Source organism: Nocardia sp. bgisy118 (genome assembly GCF_057708605.1).
The window spans coordinates 1-15676 of the sequence record NZ_JBYISM010000028.1; the positions used below are offsets into that span (position 1 = coordinate 1).

Annotated in this window: 13 protein-coding genes and 1 pseudogene; 11 read left to right on the forward strand and 3 right to left on the reverse strand. The window is 65.2% G+C overall.

All coding sequences use genetic code 11. The features are described 5' to 3' along the window. From AC3EO7_RS28550 to AC3EO7_RS28575, 6 genes are all read left to right on the forward strand, one after another. Positions 1–163: biotin/lipoyl-containing protein (locus AC3EO7_RS28550; RefSeq protein WP_435592970.1), on the forward strand; the 163-nt coding region annotated here is incomplete at its 5' end. A 58-nt stretch (positions 164–221) separates the two neighbouring features. Next, a complete protein-coding gene (locus tag AC3EO7_RS28555) occupies positions 222–1397 on the forward strand; it encodes an acetyl-CoA C-acetyltransferase (RefSeq protein ID WP_435592971.1) in 1176 nt (391 codons plus the stop codon). A 253-nt stretch (positions 1398–1650) separates the two neighbouring features. Further along, positions 1651–2298: a TetR/AcrR family transcriptional regulator gene (locus tag AC3EO7_RS28560; RefSeq protein WP_431971820.1), complete on the forward strand. Its 648-nt coding sequence runs from the start codon at positions 1651–1653 to the stop codon at positions 2296–2298. A gap of 235 nt (positions 2299–2533) precedes the next feature. Continuing rightward, positions 2534–3664: a Re/Si-specific NAD(P)(+) transhydrogenase subunit alpha gene (locus AC3EO7_RS28565; RefSeq protein WP_435592908.1), complete on the forward strand. Its 1131-nt coding sequence runs from the start codon at positions 2534–2536 to the stop codon at positions 3662–3664. After that, positions 3664–4005 (forward strand): NAD(P) transhydrogenase subunit alpha part 2, encoded by a 342-nt coding sequence (locus AC3EO7_RS28570; protein ID WP_435592909.1) that lies wholly within the window; start codon positions 3664–3666, stop codon positions 4003–4005. The genes AC3EO7_RS28565 and AC3EO7_RS28570 overlap by 1 nt, the downstream gene beginning before the upstream one ends. A 3-nt stretch (positions 4006–4008) precedes the next feature. Then, positions 4009–5427 carry an NAD(P)(+) transhydrogenase (Re/Si-specific) subunit beta gene (locus tag AC3EO7_RS28575; protein WP_435592910.1) on the forward strand — a complete coding sequence of 473 codons (1419 nt, stop codon included), beginning with the start codon at positions 4009–4011 and terminating at the stop codon, positions 5425–5427. 278 nt (positions 5428–5705) lie between these two features. Here AC3EO7_RS28575 and AC3EO7_RS28580 read toward each other — a convergent pair whose 3' ends face one another. Next, positions 5706–9008, reverse strand: a complete 3303-nt coding sequence (locus AC3EO7_RS28580) for a protein kinase domain-containing protein (protein WP_435592911.1) — start codon at positions 9006–9008, stop codon at positions 5706–5708. Between the two features lie 652 nt (positions 9009–9660). Between AC3EO7_RS28580 and AC3EO7_RS28585 the strand changes: the two genes are divergently transcribed. Together AC3EO7_RS28585 and AC3EO7_RS28590 are read left to right on the forward strand one after the other, a co-directional pair. Continuing rightward, the gene (locus tag AC3EO7_RS28585; protein ID WP_431971815.1) at positions 9661–10029 is read left to right on the forward strand and encodes a nuclear transport factor 2 family protein; all 369 of its coding nucleotides are present in this window, start codon (positions 9661–9663) and stop codon (positions 10027–10029) included. A gap of 564 nt (positions 10030–10593) precedes the next feature. Continuing rightward, the gene (locus AC3EO7_RS28590; protein ID WP_435592912.1) at positions 10594–11169 is read left to right on the forward strand and encodes a hypothetical protein; all 576 of its coding nucleotides are present in this window, start codon (positions 10594–10596) and stop codon (positions 11167–11169) included. A 393-nt stretch (positions 11170–11562) separates the two neighbouring features. Here AC3EO7_RS28590 and AC3EO7_RS28595 read toward each other — a convergent pair. Then, a pseudogene (locus tag AC3EO7_RS28595) lies at positions 11563–11766 on the reverse strand (transcriptional regulator); the annotation flags it as partial. A 3-nt stretch (positions 11767–11769) separates the two neighbouring features. Here AC3EO7_RS28595 and AC3EO7_RS28600 point away from each other — a divergent pair. From AC3EO7_RS28600 to AC3EO7_RS28610, 3 genes are all read left to right on the forward strand, one after another. Then, entirely contained in the window at positions 11770–12879 is a 1110-nt protein-coding gene (locus AC3EO7_RS28600) for an MFS transporter (protein WP_488186293.1), read from the forward strand. Positions 12880–12914: 35 nt separating this feature from the next. Next, positions 12915–13292, forward strand: coding sequence for an MFS transporter (locus AC3EO7_RS28605; protein WP_435592914.1), 378 nt, complete (start codon positions 12915–12917; stop codon positions 13290–13292). A 101-nt stretch (positions 13293–13393) separates the two neighbouring features. Next, positions 13394–14980, forward strand: coding sequence for a GMC family oxidoreductase (locus AC3EO7_RS28610; RefSeq protein WP_435592915.1), 1587 nt, complete (start codon positions 13394–13396; stop codon positions 14978–14980). A gap of 58 nt (positions 14981–15038) precedes the next feature. Here the strand turns inward: AC3EO7_RS28610 and AC3EO7_RS28615 are convergent, their stop codons facing one another. After that, positions 15039–15515, reverse strand: coding sequence for an HAD-IIIC family phosphatase (locus AC3EO7_RS28615; protein ID WP_431971811.1), 477 nt, complete (start codon positions 15513–15515; stop codon positions 15039–15041). Positions 15516–15676: the final 161 nt, after the last annotated feature.

Sequence of the window (15676 nt, forward strand, 5' to 3'; positions counted from 1 at the left end):
AGAGGGCGACGCCGTCGAGACCGGCGACACCATCGCCACCATCGAGGCCATGAAGATGGAGGCCGCCATCACCGCACCCCGCGCAGGCACCGTCGGTCGAATCGCGATCGGCAAGGTGCAGCAGGTCGAGGGCGGCGACCTACTGGTCGAGATCGGGGCCTGAACGCCGAGAAACCTCTTCGCGCGACAACTCCGACTACAGAGAGGGCTACATCGTGACAATTCAATCAGTCATCGTTTCCGGCGCACGCACCCCGGTGGGCCGCCTGCTTGGATCGCTGAAGGACTTCAGCGGCTCCGATCTCGGCGGCGTCGCCATCAAGGCAGCCATGGAGAAGAGCGGGATCTGGCCCGAGCAGGTCGACTACGTGATCATGGGCCAGGTACTCACCGCAGGCACCGGCCAGATACCGGCCCGCCAGGCGGCAGTCGCCGCCGGCATTCCGATGTCCGTCCCCGCACTCACTCTCAACAAAGTGTGCCTGTCAGGACTCAACGCAATCGCATTGGCAGATCAACTGATTCGCTCCGGCGAATGCGAAATCGTGGTAGCAGGTGGCCAAGAGTCCATGTCGCAGGCACCGCACCTACTGAAGCGTTCCCGCGAGGGCTACAAGTACGGCGACGCCACTCTGCGCGACCACATGGCCTACGACGGCCTCTACGACATCTTCACCGATCAGCCGATGGGCGCCCTCACCGAGCAGCGCAACGAGGCGGACAAGATCAGCCGCGAGGACCAGGATGCCTTCGCCTCCGCCTCGCATCAGAAGGCCGCGGCCGCGTGGAAGAACAGCCTGTTCGAGGACGAGGTCGTGCCGGTGTCGATTCCACAGCGCAACAGCGACCCGCTACTGTTCACTGCTGACGAGGGCATCCGACCGGACACCACCGTCGAGTCCCTGGTCAAACTGCAACCCGCGTTTCGCAAGGACGGCACCATCACCGCGGGTTCCGCCTCACAGATCTCCGACGGCGCCGCAGCGGTAGTAGTGATGAGCAAAACCAAGGCACTAGACCTGGGCCTGACCTGGATTGCCGAGATCGGCGCGACAGGCATGGTCGCCGGTGAAGACTCGACCTTGCAAGACCAGCCCGCCAACGCCATTACGAAAGCTTGTGCCCGCGAGAGTATTTCGCCCACGCAGTTGGATCTGGTCGAGATCAACGAGGCATTCGCTGCAGTCGGCATCGCCTCCACCCGCAAGCTCGGCATCGCTCCGGAGAAAGTGAACGTCAACGGCGGCGCCATCGCCATCGGCCACCCATTGGGCATGTCCGGCGCACGCCTCGTGCTGCACCTCGCACTGGAACTCGGCCGCCGTGGCGGCGGCATCGGCGCGGCCGCGCTCTGCGGTGGCGGCGGCCAAGGTGACGCCCTCATCGTCCGCGCCTGACCGATCAGCACCCTGCGACACCGCCAATGGCGATGCGCCATTACAACCAAGCTGACTCCAAGGAGCCAGCTCCGCCACCCGCCCCGACCGGACGGAGGCCCAAGCATCCCACCAACAGAAGCGATTGGATCGGAACGGTGTTCCTGGATACGAAGCAACAACCGATCGAGCCAGCAACGGCCGATCGCGAACGGGAAGGGCGGCAGAGAGTGACGACCGGTCCCCAACATGCGTCAGCGACAGACTGATTCACATGGGTGGTACAGCAGCGACAAAGCCTCGGCGATTACGTTCCGACGCCGCACTGAACCAACAACGCATCTATGCCGCCGCACATCGCCTACTCGGCGAGAACGGAGTGGACATCACCCTGGACGAGGTCGCCCAACTGGCCGGCGTCGGTATCGGAACCATCTACCGGCGGTACGCAAACAAGCAGGAGCTGATCGCTCAGGTGCAGCGGCAGTATGTCGAGGAATTCGCTGCGGCAATTGAACTCGCTTCAGCGAATCCAGATTCTTGGCAAGGACTTAGGCAACTATTGGAGTACGCCGGTCAGCAAGTCGCGAACAGTCGGGCCTATTGCGAGTTGCTGTCCAGAGTCCGGGAAGGAACGAAACTGTTCGACTTCATCCAGAAGTCGATCGACGAACCCCTGACAATGCTGCTGGGGCGCGCCAAAGAATCTGGCCATCTGAGGCCCGATGTCGAAGCATCCGACATCTACACCATTATCATCATGATAGGCCCCGTGGTCGCCCTCACTCACACAGCGCAGCAGAACAATTGGCGTCGCTACCTGGCCCTGACCCTCGACGGAATCTGTGCCACAACGACACCCAGGCGCCCACTCTCCCCCGCACCCTTGAGCATTACAGACCTCTTCAGACCAGAGACATGAGCCCCCTTTCGTCAGAGACCCTTCCCTGATCAGCGATCCGTGAGATGGATCCGCAGAATCCATTGTGCCTGACCCCCAACCACTCTCCCTCATCCCGCCCGGCACGCCACCGCGCCATACCTAGATCAGTTAGTAGACAATAACTGACATTTCAGATAACCTCGATTAACCGAAATGAGTTGCCAGCGGTCACGTCGAAACTAGTGCCGCAAGCGCAAGTAAGGAAGCCTCACCAATGGATACGAAGCACACCGCGGATGCCGCAGTGTCGCGAAAAGCCCGCGTCGGCGTGGTTCGTGAAACGAACGTGGACGAACGGCGCGTGGCATTGGTACCGAAGGTCATTCCGAGCCTTTTGAAGCAGGGCGTGGAGGTGATCATCGAGCCCGGCGCCGGACTCGGAGCACTGATCTCGGACAACGACTACGTCGATGCCGGCGCGACGATCGGTAATCCGTGGTCAGCGGACGTGGTGGTGAAGGTGGCGCCACCCAACGACGCCGAAGTGCGGAGAATGCCGATCGGGCAGACGTTGATCGGCTTCCTCGCGCCGCGCAGCGCGGACAACAAGATCAAGGCGTTGTACTCGGCGGGCGTGCGAGCGTTTGCGGTGGAGGCGATTCCGCGTATCTCGCGTGCGCAGGTGATGGACGCGTTGTCCTCGCAGGCGAATGTGGCCGGATACAAGGCTGTTCTGTTGGCGGCGTCGGAGTCCACGCGGTTCTTCCCGATGCTGACCACCGCGGCGGGCACGGTGAAACCGGCGACGGTGCTGGTGCTCGGCGTGGGTGTCGCGGGCCTGCAAGCGCTGGCCACCGCCAAGCGTCTCGGTGGACGCACCACCGGCTACGACGTGCGCCCCGAGGTCGCCGATCAGGTGCGGTCGGTGGGTGCGCAGTGGCTGGATCTGGGCATCGACGCCGCCGGTGAGGGCGGTTACGCCCGGGAACTGACCGACGAGGAGAAGTCCGAGCAGCAGCAGGCGTTGGAAGAGGCGATCAAAGGTTTCGATGTGGTGATCACCACCGCGCTCGTGCCGGGTCGCCCGGCCCCGCGGCTGGTCACCGCCGCCGCTGTCGAGGGCATGAAGCCGGGCAGCGTCATCGTCGATCTCGCCGGCGAGACCGGCGGTAACTGCGAACTCACCGAGCCGGGCAAAACCATTGTGCGCCACGATGTCACGATCGCCTCGCCGTTGAATCTGCCCGCCACGATGCCCGAGCACGCCTCGGAGCTGTACTCCAAGAACATCATGGCTCTGCTGGAGCTCATGCTGAAAGACGGCGCGCTGCAACCTGATTTCAGTGATCAGATACTGGCCGACTCCTGCGTGACCCGTAGCCCGATCGATGGCGAGTTGAGTTGATGTATACCGAATTGTTGGCGAACATCGCGATCCTGGTGCTGTCCGGGTTCGTCGGTTTCGCCGTGATCTCCAAGGTCCCCAATACCCTGCACACCCCGCTGATGTCGGGTACCAACGCGATTCACGGCATCGTCGTGCTGGGTGCGTTGGTGACATTGGGTCGGGTGGAGGATCCCTCGATCGGCATCCAGCTCATTCTGTTCGTGGCTGTGGTCTTCGGAACCCTGAACGTGATCGGTGGTTTCGTGGTGACCGACCGGATGCTGGGCATGTTCAAGGGCAAGAAGCCGGTCGCCAGCGAAGCCAAGGGCAGCGATGACACTGTGAAGGCGGGCCGCTGAGTCATGGACAACTTGGTCAACATTCTCTACATCGTCGCGTTCTCGCTGTTCATCTACGGTCTGATGGGCCTGACGGGTCCGAAGACCGCGGTGCGCGGCAACTGGATCGCCGCGGTCGGTATGGGCATCGCGGTCGTCGCGACGTTGATCGCGGTGCGCGACACCAGTAACTGGATCATCATCGTCGCGGGCCTGGTCGTCGGTGTCGGGCTCGGTGTGCCACCGGCCCGGTTCACCAAGATGACCGCGATGCCGCAGCTGGTGGCCGCGTTCAACGGTGTCGGTGGTGGCACGGTCGCGCTGATCGCGTGGGCGGAGTTCCTCGACACCACCGGCTTCTCCCAGTTCCAGCACGGTGAAGAGCCGACCGTGCACATCATCGTCGGCTCGCTGTTCGCCGCGATCATCGGTTCGGTGTCGTTCTGGGGCTCGCTGATCGCGTTCGGCAAGCTGCAGGAGATCCTGCCCGGCAAGCCGATCGGCATCGGCCGCTTGCAGCAGCCGCTGAACCTGCTGCTGCTGGTGGTCGCGATCGCCGCGGCCGTGGTGATCGGCCTGGGCGCCGCCGACGGTGGCGCACCCTGGTGGTGGATGGTGCTGCTGCTCCTGGCCGCCGGTGTGCTCGGCCTGATGGTGGTGCTGCCCATCGGCGGCGCGGACATGCCCGTCGTTATTTCGCTGCTCAACGCGTTGACCGGTCTGTCCGCCGCGGCGGCGGGGTTGGCGCTCAACAACACCGCGATGATCGTGGCGGGCATGATCGTCGGCGCGTCGGGCACCATCCTGACCAACCTGATGGCCAAGGCCATGAACCGCTCCATCCCGGCGATCGTGGCCGGTGGATTCGGTGGCGGCGGCACCGCGCCCGGCGCCGGTGGCGGTGAGCAGAAGCAGGCCAAGGCCACCTCCGCCGCGGACGCCGCGATCCAGATGGCCTACGCCAACCAGGTCATCGTGGTCCCCGGCTACGGCATGGCCGTCGCCCAGGCCCAGCACGCGGTCAAGGAAATGGCCGAACTGCTCGAGAAGAAGGGTGTGGAGGTCAAATACGCCATCCACCCCGTCGCCGGACGCATGCCCGGGCACATGAACGTGCTGCTCGCCGAGGCCGAGGTGTCCTACGACGCGATGAAGGAAATGGACGACATCAACGGCGAGTTCGGCCGCACCGATGTCGCCCTGGTCATCGGCGCCAACGACGTCACCAACCCCGCCGCCCGCGAGGACGCCTCCAGCCCGATCTACGGCATGCCGGTCCTCAACGTCGACCAGGCCAAGAGCGTGATCGTGCTCAAACGCTCCATGAACAGTGGTTTCGCCGGCATCGACAACCCGCTGTTCTACGCCGACACCACCTCCATGCTGTTCGGCGACGCCAAGAAATCCGTCGGCGCCGTCACCGAAGAACTGAAGGCGCTATAGGACCGCCTTTCCAAGCCCGCGCCACAACCGTCAATGGCGCGCCGTGCCGCCACCGCGAAGACCTCCCTGACTCGCGGTGGCGGCACACCCCCCAGAGCCCGCGCCACACTCACCCGCCGTGGCGCGCGTGCCGCCACCGTGACTACCCCCACGGTGGCGGCACACCCCCTGGCCCGCGCCACTGCTGCATGGCGCGGTGTACCGTCACCGCGTAGTTGCCCGGCCGCGCGGTGACGGTACAACCACGCCATGAAGGAAGTCACGAGCGGACTACGCTGTCAAAGGCTCTCGCGCTGTGCCTCCTCCACCACACAAGCCGCGATCTGTGCGCGCGAAGTGAATCCCAGCTTGGTCAGGATGTGTTCGACGTGGCCTTGAGCGGTGCGCTGCGAGATCACCAGTTCGGCCGCGATCTGCTTGTTGCTGAGCCCCCGGGCGACCAGGTCGGCGACTTGCCGCTCACGCTTTGTCAATTTCGCGAACAGGTTTGATGCCGGCGTCATGCCGGTGGGCTCTCCGAGCGCATAGGCGACAGCGGCGTCCATCCCCATCTCATGGCCTCGCCGGAAAGCCGAGTCGAATCCTCGTGCGCCGAGAGCATGACGTGTAGCCCGTTCGCATTCGTCGTGGAAGCGGGCCAAATTCGGAAACACTCTCCTTACATTGCTTCCCGCCGGCCAGAGTCCTTCCGCAGCTCCCAACAGAACAGCCGCGCGCTCGGCGTCGCTGTCATCGGCGACAGTCCAGGCCAGCGCCGCGAGACTGAAGGCAATCACATAGGGACTCTTCAAGCGCCGGTTCACGCGCAGCGCTTCTTCGAGCAGCTTTCGGGCCTGGAATCGCTCGCCTTGCTGCCATGCGGCAACGCCCAAGCCGCGCAACGCACCTGAACGATAGTGCAGTTCACCGAGGACTTCGGTGAGTGAAAGCACTTGACGGTACAGCTCGATCGCGCGAGTTGTCTCACCTCGCAATTCATATGCCCAAGCCAGGAACATCAGCGCACTGATGTAGCGAGTTCCGGCCCTATTTGAGGTTGATGCCTCGACGACACGTTCGAACGCGGCGGTCGCATTGACAGGTTCGCCGCTCGTGAGTGCCAGAATGCCTTCGGCGTAGGCAATTCGCGCCTCCGCGGCTGCAGCGGGCGCTTGTTCGGCGACCGTTCGCCCTTGCGCAAGGAGGGTGCGTGCGGACTCGAAATCACCCTGCAGGGCGGCCATCTGGCTGTCGACACAGAGAGCCCCGACGCGGTGGGGTATCGATTGCGCCCTGGGGTGGGCGAGAATGCGGTCGAGCCAGGATCGGCCTTCACCGTACAGACCGCGGAAACTCCAGAACTCGAACAGGGCGGCGGTAGTGCGCAGTCCTGCTACGGCGGCCTCGTCGCTGTCCTCGGACAGGCACGATTCGAGGGCTTCGCGCAGATTGGGTTGTTCGCGGTCGAGGCGGGCTAACCACTCGGGCTGCCGGTCGCTGACCCATTCGGTTTCGGCGTCGAGTGCCAGCTGTTGGTACCAGTTGCGGTGTCGTCGGCGCAGATCCTCGTATTCGCCGGAGCCGTGCAGCCTCTGCCAACCGTATGCTCGTAGCGTTTCGAGCATACGGAAACGCACGACCGCGCCGGATGCCTCTCGGATAAGGATCGATTTGTCGACCAGGGAGGACAGTGCATCCAGCGCATTCTGCTCGCTGGCGTCGGGTTCCGAATCAGCGGTGCGGGCGATGCCACAGATTTGTTCGATGGCGTCGAGGTCGAAGCTGCCCGCGAATATCGAAAGCCTAGCCCACAGTCGCTGTTCGACCGGGGTGCACAGCTGATAGCTCCAATCAATGCACCACTGCAGGGTTTGTTGCCGTGTCGGTGCAGTGCGGCTGCCGCGGGTCAGTAGTGTGTACCGGTCGACGAGCCGTGCCAGTATTTGTTGAGGCGAGAGTGTACGCATCCGAGCTGCGGCGAGCTCGATCGCCAGCGGCAACCCGTCCAAATGGGCACAGATCTCGGCTACGGCAGCACTGTTGTCTTCATCGAGTTCGAAGCCGGGCACGGCCGCGGCGGCACGTTCGATGAACAGTGTCACGGCGTCGAAGCGCGGCAGCCCCAGGAGCATCGGCTTTCGGTGCGGATCCGGGACGGTCAGTGGCAGCACCCGCAACACCGCCTCCCCTGCGATGTTCAACGGTTCGCGGCTGGTGGCCAGGACCCGCACATCCGGACAGGTCCGCAGCAACGCCTCGACCAACTCCGCGACAGCCTCGACAATTTGCTCGCAGTTGTCCAATACGAGCAAAGCTTCCCGGGAGCTCACGACCTCGATCAAGACTTCGCGCAGCGGTCGAGCGGACTCATCCCGCACCCCAAGGGTCGCCGCCATCACATCTACTAGTAGGGAACCATCGGACACCTCGGCCAGGTCGACCAAACACACCCCGTCGGCAAAATCGCCTCGCGCCCGTGTCGCGGCGCGCAGCGCCAGCCTCGTCTTGCCAACGCCCCCAGTGCCTGTCAACGTCACCAGTCGGGACGTGGCCAGCCTGTTCTTCACCTCCGACATCTCAACGCGCCGGCCGACGAAACTGGTCAACTCGAGCGGTAAACCACCGCTGCCGCCGCCGATCGCCGCAAGCGACGCGGGGCTTCTCCGCTCCGATGACGTGCGGCGCCGGTGTTCGAGAATCGGTTCGCCCTGCACCGCCATCTCACTCACTACTGAACCGTGACGCTGTTGGATCTGCTGGATGGCCTCTCCGAGCTTCGTCGCCGACGGCCGCTCCCGGCGATCCCGGCTCATCGCCGTCGACACCAGCGCCGACACATCATCAGGTATGCCGCTGGCTCGCAGGTCCGGCACTGGCTGGGTGGTGATCCGCAGAAACTGGGTCACCACGTTCTCGCCACTACGACGCTCGAACGCGGCATGCCCGGTCAGTGCACAAAACAGAGTGGCTCCCAGCCCGTAGACATCCGCGGCCGAGGTCGGGGTCTCGCCCTCGAGAACCTCCGGAGCGGTGAACGCCGGCGATCCAGTCAGCGTGCCTGCCGACGTCTGAAATCCACCGACGATGTGCGCTATACCAAAATCGGTCAACGCCGGTTCTCCATACTCGGTGAGCAGAATATTTCCCGGCTTCACATCCCGATGCACAATGTTCAGCCGATGCGCACTGGCCAGCGCTCCAGCGACTTTCACCCCGATTCTCAACACGTCCTGCACCGCAAGCGGACCGTTCTTGCGGATCCATGCACCCAGCGAATCCCGCGGGTGATACGGCATCACCAAGAAGGGGCTTCCGCTTTCGGTGACTCCCGCCTCCAGCACCGTGACGATGTTCGGGTGCCCGGTCAATCGGCCCATTGCCCGCTGCTCCCGAACAAACCGGGCCTGGTTGTCAGCATCCAACTCCGCGGTCAACACCTTCACCGCCACCATCCGATCGAACCCCGGCTGCCAGCACCGATACACCACTCCGAAACCACCCCGACCAATCTCCACAGCATCTTCGAACCCGGCCACCGCCAATTCCGCCGCGAGAGGCGTTACGACCTCACGACGAGTACGCAAAGGATCATCATCAGTCATCGGCTAGGAGTGATCAGACCAGCCGGTCTCCGGACAGCAGGCAACATGTGCTCACCTTTCGCTACTGCTCAGCGTATCGCCGAAGACGTCGACGGAGGCATGCCGAACTGGAACGTATGAAGCGCCACCGACCATCGGCGCCGTCATAAGAAGGTGGTGAGCAGCAGCGGGGCGGAGCTGACCCCCTTTGCTCGCTCGGGCCGGCTCGAAACTGGCGCCGCCGTTGTTGGTATGGCAGGTCCCCCGTCCTGTCAGTCGGCGTTGACCGCGCTGGCGGCACAGACGATGGCCCATCACAGGGCGCCGCCGATGTGTTGACCGTCGAACAAGCTGTCGCTATCGTTCCACTATCCGATCCGACCGGATCGCATAGTGGACCACTCCTGGAAGGGTTGGCATGCGGCCGATGCCCTCGACGCCCTCTTGGTATCCCGCTCCGGCCCGCATCGCAATTCCCGGTCGAGGCCAACAGACGAGCGGCGTGACGGTGCCTTATCCAGGACGAGCACTCGATGTCGTGTGGTCCACCGAGACACCAGGGGTCGGTGACGCGTCACCAGCACAGGCCGGGAGCGCTCCTCGGCTTGTCGGCCACGTGCAGACGATGGGCGCTCGGATGTCGATCAGCAAGCAATGAGCGAGGAGCACAGGAATGAACATTGCCGAGATCTACGCTGCGGATCTGCGGCGACGAGAAGCGCAGATCCGCAGTGATATCGAGGAGCTTTCACGACTCTTCGACGACGACATGTTGTGGATTCACGCTAGCGGCCAGATCGACACCAAGGACACGCTCCTCGAGACGCTTCGATCGGGCAAGGCGAAGTATCTGACGATCGACACGCGGGACGACAGCTTGCGGATCAAGGGCGGGGTCGCCTTCTTAAGTGGGATCGTGACGATCAAGGCCGAGATGAAGGGACTTGAACGCGAACTCGAGCATCGATACACGATCGCGTGGCATCAGCACGACGGTGACCTGAAGGTTGTGAATTGGCAGGCGACACGACTGGATCTCTAGAGCTGCAGCGACCATCCGAGCACCGGAAGCCCGGTGGCCGGCGCCATTCAGAACTGAGGGCTTTTGCATTGTGGGCCGTGGCAGATAGATCGTTTGCCCCGACATGGTCGCCGAAAGATTGGCATGCTGCCTTTTCGATCGCGATCGGGTCACTCGGCGCATATCGATGCGGCAGTCCGTTTGGTGGGGCGCACTTCGTTCGCGAGACATGTCGGACCACACGGTCCAGTACCTGGCCCGTCGAGCGCCGTCCCTCTACAACGGCGGCGCTCGCATGCAGTATGACCACGCCGACAACAAATTTTTCGGGCGCGTCCACGATGCAACCGATACCACGGTCAAACCTTACGGCTGAATCGAGACCCGCTTCTACACCGCACAGTGCCACCACCACCTATTGCCACCCGAGATCGTCACTGCGATTTCACCAATTCCGCCCTTGCACGCCGCAGTTCTATCCGGGCCTTGGTCACCGAGATCCCGCACGCGTTCACCCGTCCGAGCTGGCCCGACACCGCCCGTTAACCGAGCACCCCCTTCCTTGGAGAGACAACTGGATCTGTCATGCCCATAGCAACATTCACTCTCAGCACCCACACCAACTGCACCGAGCACGGTGCCGCCTATACCCTTTCGGCCACCGACGCCGCCCCCGTGCACGGGCTGGTATTCACCGACATGGCCGAACATCAGGTGTTTGGGGACGGGTTCGCCCAACGCCGACCCATGGTGGTGTTCCGATTCTTCGGCCTAACCATCGATGACCAGCTGATGGGCAACCCGCGCGCCACGGTGCAGTTCAATCCCGAGTGGACCGGGCGCACGAGCCCCACGCGCGCGATCAGCCTCGGCGAACCCGGTTACCTGACAGTGCATCTGGGCCACCCGATCACCACGACTACGGGCACGGAGCGAGAGCTCATGGTCGACCTGCTCGCTGCTATCACCGCCGAGTATCTCACTGACGAACGCGTCGCGCGTCATCGTCACTGGCTGGCCGAACTGCGCCGACAAGACACCGCTCGCGAGCTCGGCCGTATACAAGCGCTAGAGCAGCAGGCTCACCGCCGCAACCGCGACGCCCGCGCCGCCGTCGACGCCGCGTGGTCGCTGCTGCAGTCCGTACGTAAGCAGTACTGACTCTGCACGATTCCGGTTCAACCGCCCGACGGCACCTCGTTGGAACTGGAACTGTTGCGGGTCGACGCCCGCACGTGCGACGGGCGCTCACGATCATCGTGCTCGCCGCAGCCCCCTCGACGCACTCGATCTTGTCGGCAGGCTCACGATCACCCACACGATGACATTGTCAGATGCGCACAGCGACATAGACCCATGCCAAACTCTTTGGGAGCACCTCTATTTGGCTACCGTTAACGATTTCACAGCCCTTAGCCCCGGCCGCCCTGGCCAGCAGGGTGCGCTACATACGACAACAGAACGGCTGCTGTCCGTCGAGCCGCAGAAACTTCCCACCCCGCCGCCACAGCCAACTTCCGCGAACCGTGCGCGCTACATAGCGACCCCTTATGCCTGGTTCAACCAGGTGTACCAGGTGACGCCGACACCGGACAGTTGCGCCACCTCCTCGCGGCGCAGTCCTGGAGTGCGACGACGCGGGCCGGGCGGCAGGCCGACATCCCCGGGCGAGATGCGGGCCCGCCGCGATTTGAGGAAGGCTCCCAGTTCGTTTCGCCGTGCCTTGCGCAGGGCGCGAGCATCCACCGCATCGGTCATACAGTGATCGTCGCCGATCGCGCCCGGCTTATCCAGGTGGTGCCAGTACTAGTTTTATCGGGCTCCTGTTACCGGTGTCGGCGAGCGCGCAAGCTCGATCGCATGACCCAGACCTTGCCGACACGGCCTGCCGACACGGCCGCCGCGGCGCGCGGTGCGTGGCGCGCCGCGGCCATCCTCGCCATCATCCTCACCGGTCAGTTCATGGCCGTGCTCGACGCTTCCATCGTCAATGTCGCCATCCCGTCGATCCGTTCGGGGCTGGGCACCAGCGGATCCGCGCTCCAGCTGATCGTCGCCGGCTACGTGATCGCCTACGCGGTGCTGCTGGTCACCGGAGCCCGCTTGGGCGACCGCTTCACCCAGCGGCGCGCCTTCATCGCGGGTCTCGCGCTGTTCACTGTCGCCTCGCTGGCCTGCGGGCTAGCCTGGAACGCGGTGTCGCTCATCGTGTTCCGCTTCATCCAGGGTGCGGGGGCTGCGGCGATGATTCCGCAGGTGATGACCCTCATCCAGCGGGACTTCAGCGGGCAGGCCAGAGCCAAGGCGCTGAGCGTGTACTCCGCCATCATCTCGGGCGGCGTGGTCGTCGGCCAGGTGCTGGGCGGACTGATCGTGGACGCCGATCTCTTCGGCAGCGGCTGGCGGGGTGTCTTCCTCGTGAACGTGCCCGTCGGCGCCGTGCTGCTGGTACTCGCGCCGCACGTACTGCCGTCCGACGGACCGCGTTTCGACCGGAAGCTCGATCTGGCCGGGCTCACCGTGCTCACCGTGTCGGTCCTGCTGCTCGTGGTGCCGCTGGTGCTCGGCGGCGAACAAGACTGGCCGAGGTGGACATGGATCGCCTTGGGCGCCAGCGTGTTCGGCGCCGTCGCGTTCGTGTTGGTCGAACGCCACGTGGCCCGTCGAGGCGGTGCGCCGCTGTTCGCGCGGGAGGCGCTGCGCGCACCGGGCCTGCTGCTCACCGCGGCGACACTGTTGGTGGTGATGGCGACCTTTGGCGGCTGGATGTTCGTCATGGCCATCCACCTGCAGAACACGCTCGGCTACACCGCGCTGCACGCGGGACTGGTGTTCGTGCCGATGGGGCCGCCTTCGCCGTCGCGAGCCTGAACTGGCAGCGCGTCCCGGGGCGCTTCCACCGCGCGATGGTTCCGCTCGCACTGGTCCTCGGCGCCGCGACCATGACGGCGCTCGCGGCGATGCTGCGCGACGGCGCCGAGCCGGGACCGGTCGCCCTGGTCGTCTTCGGACTGATGGGAATGGGTTTCGGCCTCGCCTTCACACCGCTGATGACCCGCACGCTGGCGAGCGTTCCCCGCGCGGTGGCCGCCGACGCCAGCGGAATTCTCGTCACGCACGTCCAACTGGGTATCGTCGTTGGCATCGCCTCCTTCGGAACCGTGTTCCTGAGCCTCGCGGGCGCGTCCACGCTGTCCGCGGCGCGGGCGCTCGGCGTGACCGGCACGGCGGAGGGGGTGACGGTGCTGCTCGCGGCCGCGTTCTCGGCCCGCGCGGCACGGTGAGGCCGAGAGTCCGTCCGGCCCGGTCGGCGACTGCGCGAAACCGGGCCGGGGCGGGCTCGTTGGCCGTATCTTTGCCGTAAGGGTGCAGATCGGAGTGGACAGTGGCAGCAGGGCAGCTCTCGGCCGACTACGTGATCGTCGGATCGGGTTCGGCGGGTGCGGTGATCGCCAACCGGCTCAGCGAGGATTCCGGAACCCAGGTGGTGGTGCTGGAGGCGGGCCCGCCGGACAAGGACAAGTTCGCCCATATTCCGGCGGCCTTCGCGAAACTGTTTCGCTCCGAACTGGATTGGGACTATCTGACCGAGCCGCAGCCGGAGCTCGACAACCGGCAGGTGTACTGGCCGCGCGGGCGCACGTACGGCGGGTCGTCCTCGATGAACGCCATGATGTGGGTGCGCGGCTTCCGCGCCGACTACGACGAGTGGGCGCTGCTTGCCGGTGCGGAGTGGGGATTCGCCGCCGCGGTCGAACAGTTCCGCCGGATCGAGAACGTCGAGGACGCGCAGTACCCCGACGAGGGCACCGCCGGACCGTTGTACGTCTCGCACCAGCGCAGCCCGCGCCCCTCCACGGCGGCGTTCCTGACGGCGGCGCAGGAGTCGGGATTCACCGTCGAGGCGCCGAATCGGCCGCAGCCCGACGGTTTCACTCAGACCATGGTGACCCAGCACAACGGTAGGCGGTGGAGCACCGCCGACGCGTACCTGCGTCCGGCACTGCGGCGCGCCAACCTCACCGTGCACAGCGAGGCCCTCGCCACCCGGGTGATTTTCGAGGGCAAACGGGCCGTCGGCGTCGAGTACCGGCAGAACGGTGAGACCCACACCGTCACCGCCCGCCGCGAAGTGGTGCTGTGCGGCGGCGCGATCAACAGCCCGCAGCTGCTCATGCTCTCCGGCATCGGCGATGGCGACGAACTGGGTCGCCACGGCATCGCGGTGGTGGCGCACGCGCCGGATGTCGGGGCGAACCTGCAGGATCACCTGGTCGCGGGCATCGGCTACGGGGTGGAAGACTCGCTGTTCAACGCCGACAAGAAGCCGCGGCAGCTGCTCGACTACCTGCTGCGCCACCGCGGCATGCTCACCTCCAATATCGGCGAGGCCTACGGCTTCGTCCGGTCCAAGCCCGAGCTGGAACTGCCCGACTTGGAGCTGGTCTACGCACCCGCCCCGTTCTACTACGAGGGCCTCATCGATCCGACCGAGCACGGCATGATCCTGGCGACGGTGCTGCTGCGCCCGCACAGCCGAGGGCGGATCGCGCTCGGGTCGGCCGATCCCACGGCCAAGCCGGTCATCGATCCTCGCTACCTCTCCGACTCCGCGGGCGCCGACCGCGCCGCCCTGATGGCAGGCCTGCGCACTTGCGCGAGGATCGCCGACGCGCCCGCGCTGAAGGCGTTGCTCGGCAGCCTCATCTACCCGCCGAACGCGCCCGACGAGCTCGAGGCCACCCTCGAACTGGCGATCAAAGGCTACTCGCACACCCTGTATCACCCGATCGGCACCTGCCGGATGGGCACCGACCCGGCCAGCGTGGTGACGCCGCGACTCGAGGTCCGTGGCGTGCAAGGACTTCGGGTGGCCGACGCCTCGGTGATGCCGCTGCTGATTCGTGGACACACGCACGCGCCGAGCGTGTTCGTCGGCGAGCAGGCCGCCAAGTTCCTGCGGGAGTCCTGACCTCACATCGCTCGGCCGCCGCGTCCGGGTTCCGCGAAACCGGACGCGGGCGGCGGCGCTAGAAGACGGGCACGCGGTCGAAGCCGAGCGGCGGCGTGGGGGTCGGGCCGGTGCCGAGCACCGGCTTGAAGTCGGGCAGCGCGGTCAGCACATCGATGTTGCGGGCCGCGTAGCAACGCACCTGCGGCAGCGCGCGGGACACCTCGGCCCGCTCCACCGGCTCGTCGTCGACGAACGCGATGGTGTCCAGGCTCAGGCCCAGGGTTCGGGCGATCCGCACGATGCTGGCCGACTTGCGGCCCCACCCGATCTCGAGCGCGGAGAACATCTCGTAGACGCCGTGCCGGTACAACAGCTCCAGCGTGAGGTTGCGGTCGCTTCGGCTCGCCACGGCGTGCCAGATGCCGCGGTCGGTCAGCGCCCGCAACGTGCGCAGGGACGCGGGCCGCGGTGCGCCGCTCGTCGCGTCGCACACGACACCGTCCCACAACGTGTTGTCCAGTTCCCAGACAAGACATCTCAGAGCCGGTCTCATCGCCTGCCCCTATCGGTTCGTCATCGCTGCCTTCCCTGCCGTGGCGCGCCCGGCAGACGGGAGTACTGCAACCATCCGGGGCACGGCACGTGCCGGGCAAGCCCCAGGTTCCTGGGTGGCCGGTCCGGCCCGGGTGATACTACCGCCAGGCCGCCGAAGCG